Below are 22610 nucleotides of genomic sequence, written 5' to 3' on the forward strand. Positions count from 1 at the left end.
AGGATGCTTGTGGAACGCCCGCCTCAGCAATGGGGCGGGCGTTCTTCTGTTTGCAAGCACGGCCTCAAGCAGCCCGAAAGGCGATAGGCCCCTAAAGACGGCCTCAAGCAGCCCGAAGGACGGCAGGCCCCCTAAAGACGGCCTCAAGTAGCGCGAAGCGCGGTAGGCCCCTTAAGAACGAGCCTAGGGTCGGCGTCAGCCGACCCTAGGCGTCTTCAGGCGACGCTTGTTGGCGTGGGTGGCGGGGGCGGAGCCCAGGTCCTCGGGCACCTCGCCCTTGAAGTAGAAGCGCTGCCAGGCCTCCTTGGCCGCGTCCGGATCGCCCGAGGCCAGGCGGGTGTTGAAATCGGTGCGCGCCCGGTTCCAGGCGTCGAACTGGCCCCTCATGCCCGGGTTGGAGTCCAGCGAACGGATCACGGGCTCAAAGGCCTCCACCTTGCGGTGCTCGACCGGCAGGATGAAGCAGAAGGGCTCGCCCTTCTCGAACTTGATCTTGCCCGGCCGGGTGAAGATCCAGTTCATGGTGAAGGGGAAGGGCAGCCAGTCGGTCTCGATGAGGCCCGTCAACGGCTGGATGCCGTCCTTGACGTGGTTGGGGGACCCTTGCGCCAGCATGCCCCAGCCAGGCGGGGTGCGGAACAGGTACTGCGGGTGCATGGTCAGCACGCCTCGCGAGAAGTGCGAGGTGACGAAGTGGTCCATCTCCGGCTGATGCCGGTCCGGCGTGATCTTGATGTCCGACTGGGCCGGACCGCCGTTCCACTCCGCCGTGAAGCCGAAGGGGCAGAGGATCTCCCACCCCGTGGTGTTGGCCATGTTCAGCGGCAGGCAGCGATAGGGATGCCGACTGGCGAAGGCGTCCATCCAGTTGCGCGACTGGCGACCGGGCACCAGATCGCACGGCCGGGTGGTCATCGGATAGCATTCCAGTTCCAAGACGCGGGCTCCCAAAGAAGTCGAACAGAGGCTAACGATTGCAGCCTCCTCCCCTATCGCCCCCACCGCCCGCCCGACAAGGCCGAGATGACCGACATTCTTCCCGAACAGACCGTCCCAGAGTCCGTCCCCGCCTATGACCGCGCACGCCTGCTGGCCTGGATGACCGAGAACGGGATCGCCCAGGTCACGCACGACCATCCCGCCGTCTTCCGCGTCGAGGAAGGCCTGGATCTGAAGGCGGACATGCCGGGCGTCCACACCAAGAACCTGTTCCTCAAGGACAAGAAGGGCCGGCTGTGGCTGATCTCGGCCGCCCAGGACACGGTCATCGACCTGAAGCGGGCCCATCGCGCCATGGGCTCGGACCGCCTGTCCTTCGGCAACGAGACCCTGTTGTGGGAGACCCTGGGCGTCCGCCCCGGCTCGGTGACGGCGCTCGGCCTGATCAACGACGTGGACCGTCGCGTGACCTTCGTCCTGGACCGCCGCCTGTGGGAGGCGGCTGTCGTCAACTTCCACCCTCTGGCCAACACCGCGACCACCGCCCTAGATCAGGCGGCCTTTCGTCAGGTGCTGAAGCGGCTGGACCGCGAACCGATCGTCGTGGACTTCGACGCGCTGGACTAGAATCTAGCGCGCGGTCCCTCCCGCCCGCGCCAGGAAACGGCCGTCGCCATAGGCCGGGTCCAGGCGGCCGGTGCGCGCCCAGTCCAGGACCGCCTGGAAATAGCCGGGCGCATAGCCGATCTCGGAGCGTCGGCCGTCGGGGCCGATCTCGAAACGGATGATGCCGTGATCCGTGTTCGGATATTCCAGGACGGTGATCGGCCGCCCCTGCGCGGACAGGTCGACCAGACGGCGCCGGGTGGCCTCGGGCGGCGCCTCGGTGTCGTTCGCCGCCTGGATCCACAGCATGGGCGTGTTCAGGGCGTTCAGCACCGGCAGGGGGTCATAGTCCCAGGACGTCCCCACGTCGAACTTGGGCGCCAGGGCCATGATCTGCTCATTGGGCGCGTTCAGCAGCATGCCGGTGAACTCGCCCTTGATGTCGGCGAACCAGGGTTCGGCCCCGTACCTGGCCCGCACGGCTTCCAGACCCGCGAAGCCGATGCGGCCGTTCGAAGCCGTGAAGGCGCCGGTGGCCGCGGTGATCTCGCGCGCCTTCTCCAGGACGTCCGGTCCCCAGCCCTTGGCCTGAAGGTCAAGCATCACCTGGTCGCTGTCCTCGGCCAGGGCGCCATAGGCCAGGCCGAAGCCGACGCTGACGAAGTCGACGGGCGTCAGGCTGGCGGCCAGCGGCGCGATCCAGCCGCCCTGGCTGCCGCCGTGCAGGCCGACGCGGCCCGCCCGGTTTCCGGCCATCCGCCGGGCCTCGCGCACCGCCGCGGCCGCATCCTCGGCCAGGATGTGGAAGTCCTGGGTATAGCGCCCCTCGGACCCGCCCGAGCCGCGCTTGGCGTAGACGAAGACCCCGACCCCGGACGCCGGGGCGAACCTCTGATAGGCGTTGAAGTCCAGGGCGCTGGCGGCTTCCGATCCGTGCACCTCCACCATGATCGGCGCCGGGCCGTCGCCCGGCGGCAGGATCAGCCGGCCCTTCAGGCGAACGCCGCCGTGGCCGACGAAGGTCGTCTCCTGCGCGTTCCACGCGGCCCGTTCGCCGACCTGGCCTTCAAAGACGAGACGCCCTTCCGCGCAGCTTCCCAACTGGGGCTGCGGACCCTCGACCCGATCCGTCCAGCCGCGCGTGCTGGTCCAGCGGCCTTCGGCGTCCTGGGTCATGCGTCCGGTCGAACCGTCGAGGCGACGCCAGCGCAGCCCCTTGCCGTCGATCGGCGCCACATCCACCCAGCCGCCGTCCGCCAGGCGATAGAGGCCGACATGACAGACCGCGGCGGGATCCGGTCGCGCACCGGCGTCGCCGCCGGGGAACTGCGCCATGGCGGGCGCCGCGACGACGGATGAGGCGATCGCCAGAGCGACCGCGAACCAGGACCTGGACATGAACTTCCCCCTCGAAGCGAATGAGCGGGACAGGGCCGAAAATTGCGCGCGCGGTCCAGTGAACCTTTGTCCATGGTTGTTACGAGCCGATGGCGGCGCGTCCCGCTCCATCGTCAGGGAATTCGCGGCGCTGGACTGAAGCCGCCTCAGACGATACGATTCATATACAGATCGTATATGGATGGACGCCATGGGCATCGTCAACATCGAGGATGAACTGCACGAGCAGCTGCGCCGGGCCAGCAAGGTCTCCTGCCGCTCGATCAACGCCCAGGCCGCCTTCTGGATCAGGATCGGCATGCTGGGCGAACTGAACCCCGGCCTGACCTTTCAGGAACTGGCCGCGCGCGAGCTGAAGGCGGCCGGCGTCGTCGCCCCCGACTTCGCGCCCGACCGGGCCGCCGCATGACCAAGACCCCGGCCGAGATCGAACTGATGGCCGAGTCCGGCCGTCTGCTGGCCTCGGTCTTCACCTGGTTGGACGGCCTGCCCCTGGCGGGCATGAACACGCTGGAGATCAACGACCGGGTCGAGGCCTTCATCACCGGCGACCTGGCCGCCCGCCCCGCCAGCAAGGGTCAGTACGGCTACGGCTTCGTGCTGAACGTCTCGCCCAACCAGGTCGTCTGCCACGGCGTGCCGTCCAGGAACGACGTCCTGAAGGACGGCGACATCGTCAACCTGGACATCACCCTGGAGAAGAACGGCTTCATCGCCGACTCCAGCAAGACCTATCTGATCGGTCAGGTCGCCGCCCCGGCCCGCCGTCTGGTCCAGACGACCTATGAGGCCATGTGGAAGGGCATCCGCGCCGTCCGCCCAGGCGCGACCCTGGGCGACGTCGGCCACGCCATAGAGCGCCACACAACGCGCCGCGGCTATTCCATCGTGCGCGACTTCTGCGGCCACGGCATCGGCCGCGAGATGCATGAGGCGCCCCAGGTCCTGCACTTCGGCCGTCCCGGCGCGGGCCTGACCCTGCGCGAGGGCATGGTCTTCACCATCGAACCCATGCTGAACCAGGGCCGCCGCACCGTCCGCACCGAGGACGACGGCTGGACCGTGGTCACGGCGGACGGAAAACTGTCCGCCCAGTTCGAACATACGGTCGCCGTCACCCGCGACGGCGTCCGCGTCCTGACCCTGCGCCCCGACGAACGTCGCGCGGCGGCCTAGGGCGACGGACTTTCCGCCGCTGAGGAAAGCCCTGTTTCCGCGCTGTTTCTTTGAGACGACGAGGCGTAGTATCGGCGTTCGATCATCGCCGCGAGTAGGGCGGATCCATCGCGTCAGGCCCTGAAGGGGACGGTGCATGAGACTGTTCTGGAACGCCTTCGCCGTGGGCGGAGCCGGTCTGGTCCTGGCGGGCCCGCCGACCGCCCTTCCCTCGTTCGACGCCGCGAGCCCGCTGCGGCCCGACCGGCTGTTCGGCGCCGTCTGCGGCCCGGGCGCGGGCGGCGGCGGCCTGACCCGCAGCCTGATGTTCGCCTCGGCCGTCGCGGCGCCCGCCGGCCAGGCGCGTCCCATCCCCCTCTACCCGGACCTGACGACCTCGCCGTTCAGGGCGACCACCGACGATCCCCAGGCCCAGGCCTATTTCAGCCAGGGACTGACCCTGGCCTATGGCTTCAACCACGCCGGGGCCGTGCGCTCGTTCCGCGAGGCGCAGGCGCGCGACCCCGACTGCGCCGCCTGCTGGTGGGGCGAGGCCATGGCCCTGGGCTCCAACATCAATGCGCCGATGGACGATCGCGACCGGGCGGCGGCGCTCAGGGCCCTGAAGCGCGCCCTGGCCCTGCGCGACCGGGCCGCGCCGCACGAGCAGGCGCTGATCGAAGCCCTGGCCCTGCGATACTCCGACGACGCGACGGCGGACCGCGCCGCCCTGGACGCCGCCTACGCCGACGCCATGCTGGCCGTCGCCCGCCGCTTCCCCCAGGACGACGACATCGCCGTCCTGGCCGCCGAGGCCGCCATGGACACCACGCCCTGGAACTATTGGGAGGCGGACCGGCGCACCCCCATCGGCCGCATCGGCGAGGCGACCCGCCTGATCGAGACCGTCCTGACCCGCAGCCCCGCCCACGCCCAGGCCGCCCATCTCTACATCCACCTGATGGAGGCCTCCGATCCCGAGCGCGCCGAGGCGGCGGCCGACCGTATGGCCGCCTCGCGTCCCGCCAGCGCCGGGCACCTGGTCCACATGCCCGGCCACATCTATGTGCGACGCGGCCGCTACGCCGAGTCCATCCGCCTGAACGTCGCGGCGGCGCGCGCGGACGAGGCCTTCATCCGCGACACGGACGACGAGAGCCTGGTCCGCTACGGCTATTATCCGCACAACATCCACTTCATCGTCGCCTCGGCCCAGATGGCGGGCGACATGGCGACGACCCTGCGCGAGGCGCGACGCCTGCGCACGGTGCTGGACCCGGAAACCTCGGCCCGCATCGCCTGGGTCCAGGTCATCGACGCCGCCCCCTATCAGGCCTTGGCCCAGTTCGCCGAGCCGCGCGCCATCCTGGCCGCGCCCGAAGCGGACGCCCGCCTGCCTTACGCCGTCGCCATGCGCCACTACGCCCGCGCCGTCGCCTACGCCCGGCAAGGGAACCAGAGAGGCTTCGATCGAGAACTGGCGGCGCTGGCGGCGCTGCGCGGGTCCGACGTCTTCGCCGACATGGTCGCCCAGGGCGTGCCCGCCCCCGATCTGCTGAACCTGGCCGAGGCCGTGGCGCGGGGACGGCTGGCGACGGCGCGCGGCCGTCACGCCGAGGCGGCGGACCATTATCGCCGCGCCGCCGATCTGGAGGCGGGCCTGCCCTATATGGAGCCGGCCTACTGGTATTATCCGGTGCATCAGTCCCTGGGCGCCGCCCTCTATCAGGCCGGCCGTCCGGACCAGGCCGCCGACGCCTTTCGCCTGGCCCTGGCGCAGACGCCGAACAACGGCTGGGCCCTCTACGGCCTGGCTCGCGCCGAAGCCGCCCAGGGCCACGCCGCCGAGGCCGAAGCCGCGAACCAGGCCCTCAGGACCGCCTGGCTGGGCGACGCCCGCTGGCTGCGCATGGATCGGCTGTAGCCGTCCTCTTCTGACGCATCGCCCTGCTATGACGGGCCGAAACCGCCGCCCTCGCGCCCCGGGTTTCAGACGATTCAGACAATTCAGACTGTATTTTTCATCCTTCTCCCCTTGAGGGAAAAGACGGCTCGTGCAGCGGCAAGAAGGAGATTTCAGACGATTCAGACCCTGTTTTTCCCGATCCCGTCGTCTTCGCCTGCGGCAAGGCGCGCTTTCGGCTTGATGGCGAGGCATCCCGACGCCATCTGGTCCGTTACTCCTTCCTCGACTCCTCCACGGATCCGACCATGACCTTCGCCGACCCGTCGCTGACCACGCCGCCCGACCTGATCAAGGACGGCACCGACGCCTCCTTCATGAAGGACGTGGTCGAGGCCTCGATGCAGCAGCCGGTCATCGTCGACTTCTGGGCCACCTGGTGCGGACCGTGCCGCACCCTGGGTCCGGCGCTGGAGAAGGCCGTGCGCGCCGCCAAGGGGGCGGTGAAGATGGTCAAGATCGACGTCGACGCCAACCCGGCCTATGCGGGCCAGCTGCGGGTGCAGTCGATCCCGACCGTCTACGCCTTCGTCAACGGCCAGCCGGTGGACGGCTTCCAGGGCGCCGTGCCCGACAGCCAGATCAAGGCCTTCATCGACAAGCTGACCGGCGGCGAAGGCGTCAACGCCGATGTCGAGCAGCTGCTGTCCCTGGGCGAGGAGTCGCTGACCCTGAACGACCTGGGCGGCGCGGCCCAGGCCTTCGCCCATGTCCTGACGATTGAGCCGGACAATCAGAAGGCCGTCGCCGGCATGGCACGCGTCTATCTGGCCGAGGGCGACGCCGAACAGGCGCGCCAGACCATCGCCATGGCTCCGGCCGATTCCAAGGAGCCCGCCGTCCAGGCCGTGCGCGCCCAGCTGGCCCTGGCCTCGGCCGCCCCGACGGGCGCGACCGCCGAGCTGGAGGCCAGGCTGGCCGCTGACAGGAACGACCATCAGGCCCGCTTCGACCTGGCCCAGGCCCTGGCCTCCGCCGGCGACCTGAAAGGCGCGGTCGATCACCTTCTGACCATCGTCCAGGCCGACCGGGAGTGGAACGAACAGGCCGCCCGCAAGCAGCTTCTGACCGTCTTCGAAGCCGCCGGTCCCAACAGCGACGTGGCCCGCGACGGCCGACGACGCCTCTCCTCCATCCTCTTCGCCTGATCGGAACGACGCGATGGCGCAGGGCTACGTCAAGGCGGTGGAGCTGCCCCAGGTGATCCCGGTCTTTCCGCTGCCGGGATCCATCCTGCTGGCGCGCGGCCAGTTGCCGCTGAACGTCTTCGAGCCGCGCTACCTGAACATGGTGGACGACGCCATGGCCGGGGACCGGATCATCGGCATGATCCAGCCCCAGGCCGTGATGGGGCGCGATCCCCATCCGCCGCTGACCCGGGTCGGCTGCGCCGGGCGGATCACCAGCTTCGCCGAGACCTCGGACGGACGCTATCTGATCACCCTGACCGGGGTGTGCCGGTATCAGGTGGCGTCGGAGATTCAGGTGCGGACCCCCTATCGCCAGGTCAGGGCGGACTTCCTGCCCTTCGAGCGCGATCTGCGGGGACAGGAGCCCTACGCCGGCTTCGACCGCCCCGCCTTCCTGGACGCCCTGCGCGCCTATCTGGAGCCCCGGGGACTGAACGTGGATTGGGACACGGCCGAGGCGGCCCCGCCCGAGGCCCTGATCAACAGCCTGTCCATGGCCCTGCCCTTTGAACCGCCGGAGAAGCAGGCCCTGCTGGAAGCATCCGCCTTGGACGCCCGCGCCGAGGCCCTGACCGCCCTGCTCCGCATCGACGCCGCCGCCTCCGACGACGACGGCCCTGCGATGCAGTAGTTGGCGCGCTTCCGTCCCGGCGCTATGAACCGCAGCCGCCCCCGGCGAGCGATGACGAGAGAGACAGGGCCTAACCGCCCTCAAGCAACGAGCGCCCGCGGCGCGAGCGATAGGGCACCTAAATCATGAGCGACGCCTTCAACACCCCCGTCTCGGTCGATCCCCGCCTGCTGGAGGTCCTGGTCTGCCCGGTGACGCGCGGCCGCCTGTCCTATGACCGGGAACGCAACGAACTCGTCTCGGCCGGGGCCAAGCTGGCCTTCCCCATCCGCGACGGCGTGCCGATCATGCTGGTCGAGGACGCCCGCCCCCTGGACTGACCGCGCCCTTACGCCGGCCTTAGGTCCCGGCCGTCTTTCCTCATCGCGCCCTTATGCCGCCCGGGTGTTTCCTGCCCGGCGTAAAGGAGACCGCCATGAGCAGACGCGCCCTGTTGAACCAGAGCCTGACCAAGGCCCCCGAGCCCTCGCCGGGCGTCTGGCGCATGGCCCAGACCGTGCTGACCCTCTACCTGGGCTGCACGCCCCGCCCCCACGACCAGCGGAGCCGTTCGCGATGATGAGCGGCTATCCCGACCGGCATCAGAGCCAGGCCCGGCCGCATCCGGCCCGCGCCTACGGCGTGATCGAGCGCGACGGCGGTTGGTGCGTTGTCGTGGAGGATTGCGCCACCCGCCCCTTCCGCGACCGCGAGGCCGCCCTGCGCATCGCCCGCCAGCTTCAGGACCAGGCCGACCGGCTGAACCATGTCGACGCCGAAACGAGGCGATCGGCATGAGCGGCCTTCCCCTTCAGCCGGGCGAGGCCGCGCCGGTCCTGTTCGAAATCCAGCGTCTGGACCGGGTCTGGCGGCTCGCCTCCTCTGACGGCCTGTTCTTCGGCCTGTTCCAGAGCCGCGCCGCCGCCCTGCGCTGCGCCGTGGAGGAAGCCGATCGCCGTGACGGCGGCGACGTCCTGCTGCACGCCCGCGACTGATCGCCAACGTCTCAGATGGGCCTCAAGCAGCGCGAAGCGCGATAGGCCCTCTTTAAAGACTCTCGCCCCGCAGGAGGCGAGGCAGGTCCCCCGTGGCGCCGCCCGCCTCGTGCATGAAGGCCCGACGCAGGGGGGCGATGCGGTTGACCGCCGCCATGCCGAGATCGCGCGCCAGCCGCACCGGCGCGATGTCGTTGGAGAAGAGCCGCACGAAGCCGTCGAAGCCCGCCGCCAGGGCGGCGTTGTCGAAGCGACGCCAGCGGGCGTAGCGCTCCAGCACCAGCTCCGAACCGATGTCCTCGCCAATGCGCACGGCGTCGGTCAGGACCTCGGCCAGGGCGGCGGCGTCCTTCAGCCCCATGTTCAGCCCCTGGCCCGCCACCGGGTGCACCCCGTGGGCGGCGTCGCCCAGGATGGCGATGCGCGGCGCGACCAGCTTCTCGGCCAGGCTGAGCGACAGCGGATAGACGAAGCGCGGCCCGACGACTTCCACGCCGTCCAGGAATTCGCCGAAGCGCCGCATCAGGTGGGCGTGGAAGGCCTCGTCCGAGGCGACCTTCAGCGCGTCCGCCCGGCGCGTGCTCTCGGTCCAGACCAGGCTGGCGCGCTGTTCCGTCAATGGCAGGATGGCGAAGGGGCCGTCCGGCAGGAAATACTCATGCGCGACGTTGCCGTGGTCGCGACCCAGCCTGACCGTCGCCACCACTCCGCTCTGGCCATAGCCCCAGCCGAAGGTGTCGATGCCCGCCGCTCGGCGCACGGTCGATCCCCGCCCCTCGGCCCCCACGACAAGAGGCGCCTGAAGGGTCGCGCCGTCCTTCAGGGTCACCGTCGCCGCGCCCGGACCGACATCGACCGAAGCCACGGCGGCGGGTGCGCGAACCTCTATGCCCGCGGCCATGACCGCCTCGGCCAGGGCCGTGCGGATCCGGCGGTTCTCCAGCATGTAGCCCAGGGGCTCTCCGCCGTTGCGGTCGCCGATCTCGTCTGCGTCGAAGCGGATGTAGGCGGGCGAAGGCGGACGGCTGGCCGCCCCCGGCCGACGACCGTCCGTCACCAGAATCCGGTCCATGCGGCAGGCGTGGGGCCGCAGGGTCTCGCCCAGGCCCAGGGCGTCCAGCATGCGGAAGGTCGAATAGGCGATGGCGGTCGAGCGCCCGTCGAAGGTCGGCGCCAGCTGGGCGTCGAACGGCTGGGGATCGACCAGGACCGGCTTCAGTCCGCCCTGCGCCGCGGCCAGGGCGAAGGTCGCCCCCGCCAGTCCCGCGCCCGCGATGATGATGTCGTAGTCGGTATCAGCCATGTGGCCTGTGTCGCGCCAATGGCCGCCTACGTCCAGTGGGACAAAGTGACGAGTGACGAGTGACGGGTGGCGAGTGACGGGTGGCGAGTGACGAGAAGGTCCGAGGGCTGCCGTATCCCTCGCCACTAACCACTCGCCACTTCCCGCCTGGTAAACAGCCCCTTAACCCTGTCGCGCGACAAGGGAGGCCTAGTCTCCTGAGGTTCGCCTTCATGTCCCCCGCCCTCGCGCTCGGCCAACGCGCCTGGTCCACCGCCCGCATCGTCTGGAACGCGCCCTTCGCCGTGCGTTTCCGCGGCGTGCTGCAAGCCCTGCTGGCGACCTTGCTGCTGGTCGCCATGATCTCGTGGAACCCGGCCGACCCCAGTCTGAACGCCGCCTCGACCCAGGCGCCGACCAACTGGTTGGGCGGGGTCGGAGCGAGCTTCGCCGACCTGATGATGCAGTCCCTGGGGCTGGCCGCCTGGCCGGCCGTCCTGCTGCTGATCGCCTTCGGCCTGGCCGTGGCGATCGGCGACGCCCTGCAGCACCGGCTGCAGCCGACGGCCTTCAAGGTCTTCTGCTCGATCGCGGGCGTCCTTTTGCTGTCCGCCGCGCTTTCGGCTCTGGCGGCGCCCGCCAAGTGGCCGTTGGCCTCGGGCCTGGGCGGCCTGTGGGGCGACGCCGTCACCGGTCTGTCGGCCCAAGGGCTGGCCGCCCTGCACATCCCGGGCGGACGCTGGATCGCCGGGGGTCTGTTCCTGGTTCTGGGTCTGTGGGGCCTGGGCTACGCCGTGGGTCTGCGCCTGCGCGACTTCACCGACACCGCGGGCTGGGCCGCCGAAAAGAACGCCGCCCGGCGCGCGGCGCGCCCCGAACGTCCCGACAAGGCGCCCCGCGCCGTCGCCGAGGCCGCCCCGAACGCGTCCGCCCGCAAGCCGCGCCATCGCCTGCCTGAAGACGGCGACATGGCCGAGACGCCGTCGGCCGCCCCCGTTTCTCAAAGCGCCGCTCGCGCGCCGGCCGAGGCCGCAGCCGCCTTCATGCCCGCCATGGACGAGGACGACGACATGGAGGCCGCCTACGCCCCGCCGTGGGAAGACGCCGCCCCTGCTCCGGTCCCCCCGCCCTCGGCGCGAGGGCCCCGATCGGTCGAACCCAAGGTGGCGGCGGTCAAGGCGCCCAAGCCGGTGCGCAGCGACGCCGACCAGCAGGCCTTCGACTTCGAGGGCGGCGACGGCTTCGAACTGCCTTCGCTCGGCATCCTGGCCAAGCCGACCCAACGCGGCGGAACGGTGGACGAGGAGTCGCTGAAGGCCAACGCCAAGATGCTGGAGGGCGTGCTGCAGGAGTTCGGCGTGCGCGGCGTGATCGACCAGATCCGCCCCGGCCCGGTCGTCACCCTGTATGAACTGGTTCCGGCGCCCGGCGTGAAGCACGGCCGGGTCGTGGCCCTGGCCGACGACATCGCCCGCTCCATGTCGGCCCGCGCCTGCCGCATCAGCGTGGTCCAGGGCCGCAACGCCATCGGCATCGAACTGCCCAACGCCAAGCGCGAGACCGTCTTCCTGCGCGACCTGCTGGCCTCGGGCGAATACGACAAGAAGAGCCACCTTCTGCCCCTGGCCCTGGGCGAAACCATCGGCGGCGAGCCCTATGTCGCCGACCTGGCGCGGATGCCCCACCTGCTGATCGCGGGCACCACCGGCTCGGGCAAATCGGTCGGGGTCAACGCCATGATCCTGTCGATCCTCTATCGCCACTCGCCCGCCGAGTGCCGCTTCATCATGATCGACCCCAAGATGCTGGAGCTGTCGGTCTATGATGGCATTCCGCACCTGCTGGCGCCGGTCGTGACCGATCCCAAGAAGGCGGTCGTGGCCCTGAAGTGGACCGTACGCGAGATGGAGGACCGCTATCGCCGGATGTCCAAGCTCGGCGTCCGCAACGTCGCCAGCTACAACGAACGCGCCCGCGAGGCCCAGGAGAAGGGCGAGCATTTCGAACGCACCGTCCAGACCGGCTTCGACGAACAGGGCCGCCCCGTCTACGAGTCCGAGAAGATCCGCCCCGAGCCCATGCCCTATCTGGTCGTGGTCATGGACGAGATGGCCGACCTGATGCTGGTCGCCGGCAAGGACGTGGAAGGCGCGGTCCAGCGTCTGGCCCAGATGGCCCGCGCCGCCGGCATTCACCTGATCATGGCCACCCAGCGCCCGTCGGTGGACGTCATCACCGGCACCATCAAGGCCAACTTCCCGACCCGAATCTCCTTCCAGGTGACGTCGAAGATCGACAGCCGCACCATCCTGGGCGAGCAGGGCGGCGAGCAGTTGCTGGGTCAGGGCGACATGCTCTACATGGCCGGCGGCGGCCGCATCACCCGCCTGCACGGCCCCTTCGTCGGCGACCAGGAGGTCGAGGAGGTCTGCAAGCACCTGAAAGCCCAGGCCGAGCCGGACTACCTGGATTTGATCACCGACGAACCGGACGGCGACGGCGACAACGCCATGGGCGGAGAGGACGGCATGTCGGGCGACGACCTCTACGACCGGGCCGTGGCCGTGGTCACGCGCGACCGCAAGGCCTCGACCTCCTACATCCAGCGCCGCCTGCAGATCGGCTACAACCGCGCCGCCACCCTGATCGAGCGCATGGAGCAGGAAGGCGTGGTCAGCCCCGCCAACCACGCCGGCAAGCGCGACATCCTGGCCGGGCCGCCTCCTATGTAGGCTCAGCCTAGCGGCCGAAGCGGCGGCTGCGCCGCCGGGCGCTATCGCTCGGCTCGCGGAGCCTCGCTGCTTCAGCGCCGAAACGCGCCGGGCTGGACGGAACAGCCGGCGACTTACGTCCGTTGAAACGCCCGCGTCCTCAAGCAGCGAGCCGCCGCGCGGCGAGCGATAGGACGCCAAAAACCATGTCCCTCAAGCAGTGAGTGACCGCGTCGCGAACGATAGGGCCAAAAACAATGAACAGCGCTTCATCGGAGCGCCGGAATATGGTCAGGCTGGCGTCATCAGCTCGACAAGTCCGATCCCCAGTCTGGCGGGGTCGAAAACCGTTCAGAACGGGAGAAGAAAAGACATGACCGTTTCACGCCGCGCCTTCGGCCTCGGCTCCGCCGCCGTCCTGGCTCTCGCCGCTGCGCCCGTCCTGGCCCAGTCCAGTCTCTCGGCCGAGGATCAGGCCGTGCTGCGTCAGGCCCAGACCTATCTGACCGCACTGACCTCCGCCCAGGGCGACTTCGTCGAGACGGGTCCGGGCGGCCAGCGCCGCACGGGCCGTTTCTGGCTGCAGCGCCCGGGCAAGATGCGTTTCGAATATACGGAGCCCGCCGGGCTTCTGGTCGTGGCCGACGGCAGCAACGTCAAACGCTATGATCCGCGCCTGAACGTCTTCCGCCAGGCGCCCCTGGGTCAGACGCCCCTGTCCACCTTCCTGGCTCGCGAAGTCCGTCTGGACCAGGGCGTCCGCATCGACCGCGTGACCCGCATGGACTCCGGCGCCTTCGCCATCACCGCCCGTGATTCGCGTCGTCCGAACGAAGGCTCGGTCATCCTGGCCTTCGCCGGCTCGCCTCTGCGCCTGCAGGAATGGACCATCACCGACGCGCAAGGGTCGCGCACGCGCGTGCAACTGACGTCGCTTCAACCCGCATCCGGTCTGGCGGCCAGCCTGTTCCAGCTTCGCGACCCCACGCGCCGTCCGGGCCGGAACTAGGACAAGATCGATTCAAGCCTTCAGCGACTGCGTCACAAAGAACACGAATCGCTGACGCAATCTCGTGATTTGACGTTTTTTCTTCGCCGTGACACTTTAGGCACAGGAGCGGCGGCGGCCGCTCTGTCCGCCATGGAATATCCCCTCCCGGCGGCGAGAGAGACACCTGATCAGCGCCCGGACCCGTTCCGGGCGCTTTTTTCGTCTCCTGAGCATGCTAAGGCCAGGCCATGACCCTTCGCATCGTCACCTGGAACATCAACTCGGTCCGCCTGCGCGTCGACCAGATCGCCCGCTTCGTCGCCGAGTACGCACCCGACGTCCTGTGCCTGCAGGAGATCAAGTGCACCGAGGACCAGTTCCCTCGGGAAGCCTTTGAGGCGATGGGCCTGCCCTATCTGAAGATCCGCGGCCAGAAGGGCTGGCACGGCGTGGCCATCGCCAGCAGGTTGCCCATCCTCGACGGCGAAGGCGCGACCCTCGATGTCTGCCGCGAGGGCCACGGCCGCTGCGTCTCGGGTCTCGTCAACGGCGTGGAGATCCAGAACTTCTACATCCCCGCCGGCGGCGACATTCCCGACCGCCAGTTGAACCCGAAGTTCGATCACAAGATGGACTTCTATGAACGGCTGACCGCCGAGATGAAGACCCGCGACCGTCAGCGCCCGCTGGTCCTGGCCGGCGACTTCAACATCGCGCCCGGCGACAACGACGTCTTCAATCACAAGTTCATGCTGAAGGTGGTCAGCCATACGCCGGGCGAGATCGAGACCCTGCGCCGTCTACAGGACGCCGGCGGTTTCGCCGACGTGGTGCGCGACCAGATCCCGGACCCGGTCAAGCTGGCGAGCTGGTGGAGCTATCGCGCCAAGGACTTCCGGGTGTCGAACCGGGGCCTGCGACTGGACCATCTGTGGACCTCGCCGGGCCTGACGCCCGCCGTGGTCAGGGGAAGCGCGCGCATCCTGGATACGGTGCGCGAATGGGAACGGCCCAGCGACCATGCGCCCGTGGTCATGGACCTGGACGTCTAGGATCAGTTGAGCGAGGCGGCAGGCGACCGGGAGGGGGAGGGACGGTCGCCTGCCCTACGCGTCAGGCGGCGCCGAACAGCTTGGCGCCGGCCAGAACGCCCAGCAGGATCAGGGTGACGCTGCCGGTGAAAACGACCACGGCTTCGAAGTTGAAGGCGTTGGCGCGGGGATGCACGAGTTTCATGGCTTTATCCTCTTCGGCGGGGAGATCCGAACAGGCTGAAGATGGCGCCGTCGCGCCCTGTGGACAAACCACGGTTAGGCTAGGTCGCGTGAGCTTAGATCACTCGATCTAGATCACGCCTCCCTGTGCGCCTCGGCCTCGATCCAGCTCAGGAAACGTCTCAGCTTCGGTTCGTCCGCCCGTTCGGGCAGGACCACCGCCCAATAGGCTAGGTTGTTGGTCAGGGCGTGATCGACCGGCTGGATCAGCCGGCCTTCCCTCAGGTCGTCGGCGGCCAGGGGGGCGGAAGTCAGGGCCACGCCGCGTCCCGAAAGCGCCGCCTCCAGCGCCAGGTGACTATGGCTGAAGTGAGGGCCGCGCAGCTGGCGCAGGCGAGGGTCGTCCACCCCCGCGCTCTCGAACCAGGCCTTCCAGCCCATGCGATCCGCATAGGGCATGTCGTGCCAGGTTTCATGGATCAGCACGGCGTCCAGCAGATCGGCGGGCCGGTTCAGCCTGCGCCCGGTCAGGAAGGAAGGCGCGCAGACCGGGATCAGGCGCTCGCTCATCAATCGGCGCGCCGCCTGACCCGGATAAGGGCCTTCGCCGTAGCGCAGGGCCACGTCCGCCTCGCCGTTCGACAGGTCGGCCAAGCGGTCCTCGGCGAAGACGATCAGGTCCAGGTCGGGGTTTTCCTCGCTGAAACGGTGCAGGCGCGGCGACAGCCACTTGCCCGCCAGGGACGGCAGGGCCGAAATCCGCAACTGGCGCGACCGGCCGGGCCGGACGGCGTCCAGCGCCGCCTCCAGCCGCTCGAAGGCGTCGGCGACGCCCTGGGCCAGACGTCGGCCGTCGGCCGTCAGGACCACGGAACGGTTGAAGCGATCGAACAGACGCAGACCCAGCCGCATCTCCAACGCCTTGATATGGCGGCTGACGGCGCCGGGCGTAACGCCCAGTTCCTCGGCCGCCTCGCGAAAGCTGCCCAGGCGGGCGGCGGCGTCGAACGCCCGCAGCGCCACCAAAGGCGGGGTCGGGCGACGTTCGCTCATGCCTGCGTCAAGGCTGGAGGCGGTAGCCGCCTGCGTCCGTCAGCAGCAGGCGCGCCTGCCCGGGCTCGGGCTCGATTTTCTGACGCAGGCGATAGATGTGGGTTTCAAGCGTGTGGGTCGTGACCCCGGCGTTGTAGCCCCAGACCTCGGTCAGCAGCTCCTCCCGCGACACGGGCTTTGCCCCGGCGCGATAGAGGTATTTCAGGATGTTGGTTTCCTTCTCCGTCAGCCGGACCTTCTTGCCCTTGTCGTCCACCATCATCTTGGAGGCCGGACGGAACTCGTAGGGGCCGATCTGGAAGACGGCGTCCTCGGACTGTTCGTGGCTGCGCAGATGGGCGCGGATGCGGGCCAGCAGGACCGCGAAGCGGAAGGGCTTGGTGACGTAGTCGTTGGCGCCAGAATCCAGGCCCAGGATGGCGTCGGCGTCCGACGACTGGGCCGTCAGCATGATGACCGGGGTCGAGACCCCCGCCTTGCGGATGAGGCGACAGGCCTCGCGCCCGTCCATGTCCGGCAAATCGACGTCCAGCAGGATCAGGTCGGCGCGCACCTCGCGCGCCTGACGCACCCCGTCGGTCGCGGTCGAGGCCTGGACGGGACGAAACTCCTCATGGAGCGCCAATTGCTCGGCCAAGGCCTCGCGCAGGTCGTCGTCGTCGTCGATGATCAGGATGGTCTTGGGCGTCGGCATGGCTATGAGAATGGCGAGGCTTTGCGGGTTCGCCAAGGGCGTCCCGTGATTTCATCGTTCTTAAGAGGCCTCTACGGCGTCCTTCGTTCCCCGAACAGGGCCGAACCGACCCGCACATGGGTGGCGCCGAGGCGGATCGCCGCCTGATAATCTCCGCTCATGCCCATGGACAGGACCCGAAGGCCGTTGCGCGCCGCGATCTCGGCCAGGAGGGCGAAATGAGGCTCCGGCGGCGCATCGGCGGGCGGAATGCACATCAGCCCCTCGACCGTCAGGCCGTAGGCGTCGCGCGCCGAGGCGATCAGGCCGTCCGCCTGATCGGGCAGGACGCCGGCCTTCTGGGGTTCGGCGCCGGTGTTGACCTGGATCAGGACCTGCGGGCGACGACCGGTCTTCTTCATCGCGGCCGCAAGGGCGGCGGCCAGCTTCTCGCGATCCAGGGTCTCGATGACGTCAAAGAGAGCGACAGCCTCCGTCGCCTTGTTGGTCTGCAGCGGGCCGATCAGCCGCAATTCCAGATCAGGAAAGGCCGCGCGACGGTCGACCCAATGGGCGTAGGCCTCCTGCACCCGATTTTCGCCGAAGACGCGTTGGCCCGCGTCAAGCGCGGCCTGAAGCGCCGCCTCGCCCTGGGTCTTGCTGACGGCCGTCAGAACGATGGAGGCGGGGTCGCGCCCCGCCTCGACGGCGGCCTGGACCACATGCCCGCGGACCGCGGCGAAACGGTCGGCGATGGACGGGAACGGAGAAGCGGGAGTACTGGCGGTCATGACCCTGTCTGGCGCCCCATCCGAAGTGCAGTCCGAAGAGAGACGCGTCCTGTGGGAGACGGCCCAAGCTCTAGCCCTTGGCGCGGCCGCTGTCAGCCCGAACGGCGCCGCCTTGCCTCCCCTGCTCTTCTTCACCGACCCTCTGCGCACGCCTCGCCCGTGGGAGATCGCGGCGCGCCTGCCCGCCGGCGCCGGGGTCGTCTATCGCCATTTCGGCGCGCCCGACCGGCTTGAGACAGGCCGGCGGCTGCGCGAGGCCAGCCTGGTTTCAGGTGTGCGGCTGCTGATCGGCCTGGACGCCGACCTGGCCGAACGGGTCGACGCGGACGGCGTTCACCTGCCCGAACGCGCGTTGAGCGCCGCCTACGCCCTGTCTGGGCGGCGGCCCGACTGGCTGCTGACGGGCGCGGCCCATTCAGCGCGAACGATTCGGGCCGCGCGCGACCTGCACGCCCTCGTTCTGTCGCCGGTCTTTCCTGCGGGCGGCGCCTCGGCTGCCAAGCCCGCTCTGGGCGTCGAAGCTTTTCCGGACCTCGCAGCCCAGGCCGCATGTCCAGTCTACGCTCTGGGCGGCCTCACGGCGGCGAACGCGCCCAGGCTCATAGGATCAGGCGCATGCGGCCTGGCCGGCGTCGAGGCGATCCAGACAGCCTTCGGCTGAAGGCCGATCAGAATTTGAAGATGGTTTCCAGGCGGACGCGCGGTTGGGCGCGGCGATCGCTGCTCTCGGCGGCGCGGGCCGGGTCAGCCTCGGGCGAGGCCAGGTTGGCGGCGGCGCCGACGCGCAGACGCGGGCTGAGGCGGTAATAGGCGCCGGCCTCGACGTCGCCCCAGTCGGTTTCGCGGCCGACGGGCTGATTCAGGTTGAAGTTCAGGCCCCAGCGGCCGCTCTCGTTCCAGCGCAGGCCGCGACGTTGCGGCGCAGGCTGAAGATTGGAGGTCGAGGCCTGGGCTTCGGTCAGGGAGACGGCGGGCGCGCGGCGCGACTGGGCCACGGCCTCGCCGGCCGTCCCGGCCAAGGCCAGGGCGCCGACAATCGCAGCAGTGAGCGCAACGAAACGCATCTTCCAACCCTTCGAACCGGCCTTAGTCGGCCGATCCCTGTTCATGGTCCTCGAGCCGAAGCGCGCGAACTGTGCGATTAGACACCGCCGCCCGGTCCGGTCAACGGAAGCTAATCATCCACAGGCCCTTTCGCATCCGATTCCGACGACTCTGGCGACTCCTGTGGCGCTGACGTCACGCCAATTCGACGACTTCCGTCGCGACTGTGGCGGCTTCGCCTTGTCATGGCCCCTTTTCGCCGTGTTATAGAGCATAGCTGCGGCGCAGACGTGCGCGGGTCATCAGGCGCGTGCGCCCGAGGCTCGTTCCACGTTTCGACCTCGAACCTTCTACGGAGATCTCGGAATGGCCCTTGTTCGCGGCGCTGCTGTCGCCCTGATTGCGTCGGGACTGATGCTCGGCGGCTGCTCCAGCCTGCCCTTCGTCGGCGCCAAGGCGAAGACGCCCAAGGCGGACGCCCAACTGGGCATCGGCGTGAACGCCTATCTGTGGCGCGCCACGCTGGACACCCTGGCCTTCATGCCCCTGGCCAGCGCCGACCCCTGGGGCGGCGTGGTCAACTACGACTGGTACGTGAATCCCCAGGCGCCCAATGAGCGCTTCAAGGCCACCGTCTTCATCCTGGACCGCCGCCTGCGCGCGGACGCCCTGAACGTCTCGGTGACGAAGGAAGTCAAGGACGCCGCCGGCGCCTGGACCGCCGCGCCCGTGGCCGCCCAGACGGAAACCGACCTGGAAAACGCCATCCTGACCAAGGCGCGCCAGCTCAACCTCGCCAACGCGGCTCGCTAAGAGAGCCGTCCTCTACCTTACCTTGACCCTTCACGCTGTCCTCAGGCCCGCCTCAAGCTTCGCGCCTGAGGCGGCGTCGCCCCAGGATACGCCGTGACCACTCGCTACGAGCCCAAGACCGCCGAACCCCGCCAACAGGCGCGCTGGGCCGAAGCAGACGCCTTTTCGGTGTCCAACGCCGACACCGGTCGGCCGAAATACTATGTGCTGGAGATGTTCCCCTATCCGTCCGGGAACATCCACATGGGTCACGCTCGCAACTATGTGATGGGCGACGTGGTGGCGCGTCACAAGCGTGCGCAGGGCTTCGACGTTCTGCACCCCATGGGCTGGGACGCCTTCGGCATGCCGGCCGAGAACGCCGCCATGGAACGCGGCGTCCACCCCGGCGACTGGACCTGGTCCAACATCGCCAACATGCGCGAACAGCTGAAACTGCTGGGTCTGTCGCTGGACTGGTCGCGCGAGTTCGCCACCTGCGATCCCGCCTATTACGGCAAGCAACAGGCCTGGTTCCTGGAGCTGTATCGGCGCGGCCTGGTCTATCGCAAGGACGGGGTGGTCAACTGGGACCCGGTCGACAACACGGTCCTGGCCAATGAACAGGTCATCGACGGACGCGGCTGGCGCTCGGGCGCCCTGGTCGAGAAGCGCAAGCTGAACCAGTGGTTCCTGCGCATTACCCAGTATGCGGACGATCTGATCGACGGCCTGGCCGAACTGGAAGGCCGCTGGCCCGACAAGGTCCGCCTGATGCAGGAAAACTGGATCGGCCGGTCCAGGGGCCTGCAGATGAAATGGGCCTTCGCGCCCGGCGCGGCCCCGGCCGGTCATGAGGCGGTGGAGGTCTACACCACCCGTCCCGACACCCTGTTCGGCGCCAGCTTCGTCGGCCTGGCCCCCGATCACCCGATCTCGAAGCAACTGGCCGAGGCCGACCCGCGCGTCGCCGACTTCGTCGCCGAGTGCCGCAAGGGCGGCGCCAGCCAGGCCGAGATCGAACAGGCCGAAAAGATCGGCTGGGACACGGGCCTGAAGGTCGTCCATCCCTTTACCGGCGCCGAGATCCCGGTCTGGATCGCCAACTTCATCCTGTCGGAATACGGCACGGGCGCCATCTTCGCCTGCCCGGCCCATGACCAGCGCGACCTGGATTTCGCCCGCAAATACGGCCTGCCGGTGATCCCCGTGGTCCGGCCCGAAGGCGCCGGCGACGACTTCGCCGTAGCTGATGAGGCCTATACCGGCCCCGGCTCCATCTTCCATTCCGACTTCCTGGACGGCCTCGACATCGAGACGGCCAAGGCCGAGGCGATCGCCCGCATCGAGGCGGCAGCGACCGGCGAGGCCAAGACCATCTATCGCCTGCGCGACTGGGGCGTCAGCCGCCAGCGCTACTGGGGCTGCCCCATCCCCATCATCCACTGCGAGGCCTGTGGTCCCGTGGAAGTTCCGGCCGATCAACTGCCGGTCGAACTGCCCCAGGACGTGACCTTCGACGTTCCGGGCAATCCGCTGGACCGCCACCCGACGTGGAAACACGTCAAATGCCCGTCGTGCGGCGGCGAAGCCCGTCGCGAGACCGACACCCTGGACACCTTCGTCGACAGTTCCTGGTACTTCGCCCGCTTCGCCGACTCGAAGGCGGAGGAACCGATCAACAAGGCCGCCGCCGCCAAGTGGCTGCCGGTCGATCAGTATATCGGCGGCATCGAGCACGCGGTCCTGCACCTGCTCTACGCCCGCTTCATCACCCGCGCCCTGTCGGACGCCGGCCTGATGAACGTGAAGGAGCCCTTCGCCGGCCTGTTCACCCAGGGCATGGTGGTCCACGAGACCTATTACGAAGGCCATGAAGCCAGCGGAAAGCCGCACTGGGTCGAACCCTCGGACGTGCGCATCGAGACGGTGGACGGCCGCCGGGTCGCCACGCGTCTGTCCAACGGCGCGGATCTGACGATCGGGGACATCGAGAAGATGTCCAAGTCGAAGAAGAACGTCGTCGCTCCTCAGGACATCATCGCGACCTACGGCGTGGACGCCGGCCGCCTGTTCGTCCTGTCGGACAGCCCGCCCGAGCGCGACGTGCAATGGTCGACCGGCGGCGTGGAAGGCGCCAGTCGCTTCGTCCAGCGCGTCTGGACCGAGTTCGACGGCTATGACGCCTCCGCTCCGGCCGATCCGGACGCGGACGCCAGCCTGGTGCGCGAAACCCACAAGGCCATCAAGGCCGTGTCGGAAGGCGTCGAAGGTTTCCGCTTCAACTCCGCCATCGCCAAGCTCTACGCCTTCCTGGCCACCATCAAGCAGCATGACAAGGCGGGCGCCGAAGCCCGCATGACCGCTCTGTCGGCCCTGGCCCGCCTGATCGCCCCCTTTACCCCCCACCTGGCGGAGGAGGGCTGGAGCCGCCTGGGTCAGGACGGCATGGTCCTGGACGCGCCCTGGCCCGTCTATGATCCGGCCCTGGCCGCCGATGATCAGGTGACCCTGCCCGTCCAGATCGGCGGCAAGCGCCGGGGCGAGGTCGTCCTGCCGCGAGGGTCGGACAACGCCGTGGTCGAGGCCGCGGCCCTCGCCAATTCGACGGTTCAGGCCTACCTTGCCGCCAACAATCTCAGCGTGCGCAAGGTGATCGTGGTGCCTGATCGTATCGTCAATCTGGTGGCCGGCTGATGCGTGGTCGGGTTCTGTCCCTGTCGGTTGTCTGCGGCGCCCTGCTGACCTCGGCCTGTGGGTTCACGCCCATGTACGGCGAGACGGGGATAGGCTCGAACCTGTCGCGCATCGCCGTCTCGGCGCCCGACAATCGCCTGGGTTATCGCCTGCGCGAACAGCTTGAGGACGCCTTCGGCTGGAACGGCTCGGCCGCGCCCCTCTATCGCCTGACGACAGAGGTACAGCAGTCGCGTCGCCCCCTGGGCCGTCGGATCGACGACACCGCCAGCCGCTACGAGCTGACCGTTCACGCCGCCTGGACCCTGACGCCGACCGCCGGCGGGGAGCCGTTCAAGGGCGAGCAGACGACCGTCACCACCTACGCCGCCGCCGATCAGCCCTATGCCGCCATCGCCGCCCAGCAGGACGGCGAGAATCGCGCCGCTGCTGATCTGGCGCGCCTGATCCGCCTGGACATGATGCGCGCCCTGGCGGGCCGGTGAAGCCTGTTCTGAAAGGGATGT

25 protein-coding genes are annotated in these 22610 nt (G+C 68.9%); 17 read left to right on the top strand and 8 right to left on the bottom strand.

Annotation, left to right across the window (positions count from 1 at the left end; genetic code table 11):
- Positions 1 to 195 precede the first annotated feature (195 nt).
- Entirely contained in the window at positions 196 to 936 is a 741-nt protein-coding gene (locus ABIE19_RS10425; protein WP_354089113.1) for a DUF6065 family protein, read from the bottom strand.
- Between the two features lie 87 nt (positions 937 to 1023).
- Between ABIE19_RS10425 and ABIE19_RS10430 the strand changes: the two genes are divergently transcribed.
- Positions 1024 to 1566, top strand: a complete 543-nt coding sequence (locus tag ABIE19_RS10430; RefSeq protein WP_354089114.1) for a prolyl-tRNA synthetase associated domain-containing protein — start codon at positions 1024 to 1026, stop codon at positions 1564 to 1566.
- 3 nt (positions 1567 to 1569) lie between these two features.
- Here the strand turns inward: ABIE19_RS10430 and ABIE19_RS10435 are convergent, their stop codons facing one another.
- On the bottom strand, positions 1570 to 2943 hold the full coding sequence (locus tag ABIE19_RS10435; protein ID WP_354089115.1) for an alpha/beta hydrolase family protein: 1374 nt from the start codon (positions 2941 to 2943) through the stop codon (positions 1570 to 1572).
- A gap of 190 nt (positions 2944 to 3133) precedes the next feature.
- On the opposite strand from ABIE19_RS10435, the gene ABIE19_RS10440 reads away from it, so the two are divergent.
- The 9 genes from ABIE19_RS10440 to ABIE19_RS10480 all read left to right on the top strand — a co-directional run bounded on the left by ABIE19_RS10440 (position 3134) and on the right by ABIE19_RS10480 (position 8856).
- Positions 3134 to 3352, top strand: a complete 219-nt coding sequence (locus tag ABIE19_RS10440) for a ParD-like family protein (protein ID WP_354089116.1) — start codon at positions 3134 to 3136, stop codon at positions 3350 to 3352.
- Positions 3349 to 4119, top strand: coding sequence for a type I methionyl aminopeptidase (map, locus tag ABIE19_RS10445; RefSeq protein WP_354089117.1), 771 nt, complete (start codon positions 3349 to 3351; stop codon positions 4117 to 4119). Before ABIE19_RS10440 ends, map begins: the two co-directional genes overlap by 4 nt.
- A 136-nt stretch (positions 4120 to 4255) precedes the next feature.
- Positions 4256 to 6022 carry a tetratricopeptide repeat protein gene (locus tag ABIE19_RS10450; RefSeq protein WP_354089118.1) on the top strand — a complete coding sequence of 589 codons (1767 nt, stop codon included), beginning with the start codon at positions 4256 to 4258 and terminating at the stop codon, positions 6020 to 6022.
- A 287-nt stretch (positions 6023 to 6309) separates the two neighbouring features.
- A complete protein-coding gene (gene trxA / locus ABIE19_RS10455) occupies positions 6310 to 7209 on the top strand; it encodes a thioredoxin (RefSeq protein WP_354089119.1) in 900 nt (299 codons plus the stop codon).
- A gap of 13 nt (positions 7210 to 7222) precedes the next feature.
- Entirely contained in the window at positions 7223 to 7882 is a 660-nt protein-coding gene (locus ABIE19_RS10460) for an LON peptidase substrate-binding domain-containing protein (RefSeq protein ID WP_354089120.1), read from the top strand.
- A gap of 125 nt (positions 7883 to 8007) precedes the next feature.
- Positions 8008 to 8202: a Trm112 family protein gene (locus ABIE19_RS10465; RefSeq protein WP_354089121.1), complete on the top strand. Its 195-nt coding sequence runs from the start codon at positions 8008 to 8010 to the stop codon at positions 8200 to 8202.
- A gap of 95 nt (positions 8203 to 8297) precedes the next feature.
- Positions 8298 to 8441 carry a hypothetical protein gene (locus ABIE19_RS10470; RefSeq protein ID WP_354089122.1) on the top strand — a complete coding sequence of 48 codons (144 nt, stop codon included), beginning with the start codon at positions 8298 to 8300 and terminating at the stop codon, positions 8439 to 8441.
- On the top strand, positions 8441 to 8659 hold the full coding sequence (locus ABIE19_RS10475) for a hypothetical protein (RefSeq protein WP_354089123.1): 219 nt from the start codon (positions 8441 to 8443) through the stop codon (positions 8657 to 8659). Before ABIE19_RS10470 ends, ABIE19_RS10475 begins: the two co-directional genes overlap by 1 nt.
- Positions 8656 to 8856 (top strand): hypothetical protein, encoded by a 201-nt coding sequence (locus ABIE19_RS10480; RefSeq protein WP_354089124.1) that lies wholly within the window; start codon positions 8656 to 8658, stop codon positions 8854 to 8856. The genes ABIE19_RS10475 and ABIE19_RS10480 overlap by 4 nt, the downstream gene beginning before the upstream one ends.
- Positions 8857 to 8908: 52 nt before the next feature.
- Here ABIE19_RS10480 and ABIE19_RS10485 read toward each other — a convergent pair whose 3' ends face one another.
- Positions 8909 to 10159: a UbiH/UbiF/VisC/COQ6 family ubiquinone biosynthesis hydroxylase gene (locus ABIE19_RS10485; protein ID WP_354089125.1), complete on the bottom strand. Its 1251-nt coding sequence runs from the start codon at positions 10157 to 10159 to the stop codon at positions 8909 to 8911.
- A gap of 212 nt (positions 10160 to 10371) precedes the next feature.
- On the opposite strand from ABIE19_RS10485, the gene ABIE19_RS10490 reads away from it, so the two are divergent.
- From ABIE19_RS10490 to xth, 3 genes are all read left to right on the top strand, one after another.
- The gene (locus tag ABIE19_RS10490) at positions 10372 to 12870 is read left to right on the top strand and encodes an FtsK/SpoIIIE family DNA translocase (RefSeq protein ID WP_354089126.1); all 2499 of its coding nucleotides are present in this window, start codon (positions 10372 to 10374) and stop codon (positions 12868 to 12870) included.
- 352 nt (positions 12871 to 13222) lie between these two features.
- Positions 13223 to 13858 carry a LolA family protein gene (locus tag ABIE19_RS10495; protein ID WP_354089127.1) on the top strand — a complete coding sequence of 212 codons (636 nt, stop codon included), beginning with the start codon at positions 13223 to 13225 and terminating at the stop codon, positions 13856 to 13858.
- Between the two features lie 230 nt (positions 13859 to 14088).
- Entirely contained in the window at positions 14089 to 14892 is an 804-nt protein-coding gene (gene xth, locus ABIE19_RS10500; protein WP_354089128.1) for an exodeoxyribonuclease III, read from the top strand.
- A gap of 61 nt (positions 14893 to 14953) precedes the next feature.
- Here the strand turns inward: xth and ABIE19_RS10505 are convergent, their stop codons facing one another.
- The 4 genes from ABIE19_RS10505 to ABIE19_RS10520 all read right to left on the bottom strand — a co-directional run bounded on the left by ABIE19_RS10505 (position 14954) and on the right by ABIE19_RS10520 (position 17571).
- A complete protein-coding gene (locus ABIE19_RS10505) occupies positions 14954 to 15076 on the bottom strand; it encodes a hypothetical protein (protein WP_354089129.1) in 123 nt (40 codons plus the stop codon).
- Positions 15077 to 15189: 113 nt separating this feature from the next.
- Positions 15190 to 16107 carry a transcriptional regulator GcvA gene (gcvA, locus tag ABIE19_RS10510; RefSeq protein ID WP_354089130.1) on the bottom strand — a complete coding sequence of 306 codons (918 nt, stop codon included), beginning with the start codon at positions 16105 to 16107 and terminating at the stop codon, positions 15190 to 15192.
- Between the two features lie 7 nt (positions 16108 to 16114).
- A complete protein-coding gene (locus ABIE19_RS10515; protein WP_354089239.1) occupies positions 16115 to 16801 on the bottom strand; it encodes a response regulator transcription factor in 687 nt (228 codons plus the stop codon).
- A 71-nt stretch (positions 16802 to 16872) separates the two neighbouring features.
- A complete protein-coding gene (locus ABIE19_RS10520) occupies positions 16873 to 17571 on the bottom strand; it encodes a YggS family pyridoxal phosphate-dependent enzyme (RefSeq protein ID WP_354089131.1) in 699 nt (232 codons plus the stop codon).
- Here ABIE19_RS10520 and ABIE19_RS10525 point away from each other — a divergent pair.
- Positions 17570 to 18232 (top strand): thiamine phosphate synthase, encoded by a 663-nt coding sequence (locus tag ABIE19_RS10525; protein WP_354089132.1) that lies wholly within the window; start codon positions 17570 to 17572, stop codon positions 18230 to 18232. The two genes, ABIE19_RS10520 and ABIE19_RS10525, sit on opposite strands and share 2 nt — an antisense overlap.
- A 7-nt stretch (positions 18233 to 18239) precedes the next feature.
- Here ABIE19_RS10525 and ABIE19_RS10530 read toward each other — a convergent pair whose 3' ends face one another.
- Positions 18240 to 18635, bottom strand: coding sequence for an NtrZ family periplasmic regulatory protein (locus tag ABIE19_RS10530; protein WP_354089133.1), 396 nt, complete (start codon positions 18633 to 18635; stop codon positions 18240 to 18242).
- Positions 18636 to 18981: 346 nt separating this feature from the next.
- On the opposite strand from ABIE19_RS10530, the gene ABIE19_RS10535 reads away from it, so the two are divergent.
- The 3 genes from ABIE19_RS10535 (at position 18982) to lptE (ending at position 22589) form a co-directional block, all read left to right on the top strand.
- Positions 18982 to 19428: a DUF3576 domain-containing protein gene (locus tag ABIE19_RS10535; RefSeq protein WP_354089134.1), complete on the top strand. Its 447-nt coding sequence runs from the start codon at positions 18982 to 18984 to the stop codon at positions 19426 to 19428.
- 93 nt (positions 19429 to 19521) lie between these two features.
- Positions 19522 to 22104, top strand: a complete 2583-nt coding sequence (gene leuS, locus ABIE19_RS10540) for a leucine--tRNA ligase (RefSeq protein WP_354089135.1) — start codon at positions 19522 to 19524, stop codon at positions 22102 to 22104.
- Complete coding sequence (gene lptE, locus ABIE19_RS10545; protein ID WP_354089136.1) at positions 22104 to 22589, top strand: LPS assembly lipoprotein LptE; 486 nt, start codon at positions 22104 to 22106, stop codon at positions 22587 to 22589. Before leuS ends, lptE begins: the two co-directional genes overlap by 1 nt.
- Positions 22590 to 22610: the final 21 nt, after the last annotated feature.

The organism is Brevundimonas faecalis (assembly GCF_040549405.1).
Taxonomy (GTDB): Bacteria; Pseudomonadota; Alphaproteobacteria; order Caulobacterales; family Caulobacteraceae; genus Brevundimonas; species Brevundimonas faecalis.

Excerpts from the sequence above, each read along its gene's own strand:
- ABIE19_RS10535 (WP_354089134.1), top strand. The coding sequence starts at position 18,982 with ATGGCCCTTGTTCGCGGCGCTGCTGTCGCCCTGATTGCGTCGGGACTG.
- ABIE19_RS10450 (WP_354089118.1), top strand. The coding sequence starts at position 4,256 with ATGAGACTGTTCTGGAACGCCTTCGCCGTGGGCGGAGCCGGTCTGGTC.
- ABIE19_RS10475 (WP_354089123.1), top strand. The coding sequence starts at position 8,441 with ATGAGCGGCTATCCCGACCGGCATCAGAGCCAGGCCCGGCCGCATCCG.
- ABIE19_RS10435 (WP_354089115.1), bottom strand. The coding sequence starts at position 2,943 with ATGTCCAGGTCCTGGTTCGCGGTCGCTCTGGCGATCGCCTCATCCGTC.
- lptE (WP_354089136.1), top strand. The coding sequence starts at position 22,104 with ATGCGTGGTCGGGTTCTGTCCCTGTCGGTTGTCTGCGGCGCCCTGCTG.
- ABIE19_RS10515 (WP_354089239.1), bottom strand. The coding sequence starts at position 16,801 with ATGCCGACGCCCAAGACCATCCTGATCATCGACGACGACGACGACCTG.
- ABIE19_RS10440 (WP_354089116.1), top strand. The coding sequence starts at position 3,134 with ATGGGCATCGTCAACATCGAGGATGAACTGCACGAGCAGCTGCGCCGG.
- ABIE19_RS10465 (WP_354089121.1), top strand. The coding sequence starts at position 8,008 with ATGAGCGACGCCTTCAACACCCCCGTCTCGGTCGATCCCCGCCTGCTG.
- ABIE19_RS10430 (WP_354089114.1), top strand. The coding sequence starts at position 1,024 with ATGACCGACATTCTTCCCGAACAGACCGTCCCAGAGTCCGTCCCCGCC.
- map (WP_354089117.1), top strand. The coding sequence starts at position 3,349 with ATGACCAAGACCCCGGCCGAGATCGAACTGATGGCCGAGTCCGGCCGT.
- ABIE19_RS10530 (WP_354089133.1), bottom strand. The coding sequence starts at position 18,635 with ATGCGTTTCGTTGCGCTCACTGCTGCGATTGTCGGCGCCCTGGCCTTG.
- ABIE19_RS10525 (WP_354089132.1), top strand. The coding sequence starts at position 17,570 with ATGACCCTGTCTGGCGCCCCATCCGAAGTGCAGTCCGAAGAGAGACGC.
- ABIE19_RS10505 (WP_354089129.1), bottom strand. The coding sequence starts at position 15,076 with ATGAAACTCGTGCATCCCCGCGCCAACGCCTTCAACTTCGAAGCCGTG.
- ABIE19_RS10490 (WP_354089126.1), top strand. The coding sequence starts at position 10,372 with ATGTCCCCCGCCCTCGCGCTCGGCCAACGCGCCTGGTCCACCGCCCGC.
- ABIE19_RS10520 (WP_354089131.1), bottom strand. The coding sequence starts at position 17,571 with ATGACCGCCAGTACTCCCGCTTCTCCGTTCCCGTCCATCGCCGACCGT.
- ABIE19_RS10470 (WP_354089122.1), top strand. The coding sequence starts at position 8,298 with ATGAGCAGACGCGCCCTGTTGAACCAGAGCCTGACCAAGGCCCCCGAG.
- trxA (WP_354089119.1), top strand. The coding sequence starts at position 6,310 with ATGACCTTCGCCGACCCGTCGCTGACCACGCCGCCCGACCTGATCAAG.
- ABIE19_RS10485 (WP_354089125.1), bottom strand. The coding sequence starts at position 10,159 with ATGGCTGATACCGACTACGACATCATCATCGCGGGCGCGGGACTGGCG.
- gcvA (WP_354089130.1), bottom strand. The coding sequence starts at position 16,107 with ATGAGCGAACGTCGCCCGACCCCGCCTTTGGTGGCGCTGCGGGCGTTC.
- ABIE19_RS10480 (WP_354089124.1), top strand. The coding sequence starts at position 8,656 with ATGAGCGGCCTTCCCCTTCAGCCGGGCGAGGCCGCGCCGGTCCTGTTC.
- xth (WP_354089128.1), top strand. The coding sequence starts at position 14,089 with ATGACCCTTCGCATCGTCACCTGGAACATCAACTCGGTCCGCCTGCGC.
- ABIE19_RS10495 (WP_354089127.1), top strand. The coding sequence starts at position 13,223 with ATGACCGTTTCACGCCGCGCCTTCGGCCTCGGCTCCGCCGCCGTCCTG.
- ABIE19_RS10460 (WP_354089120.1), top strand. The coding sequence starts at position 7,223 with ATGGCGCAGGGCTACGTCAAGGCGGTGGAGCTGCCCCAGGTGATCCCG.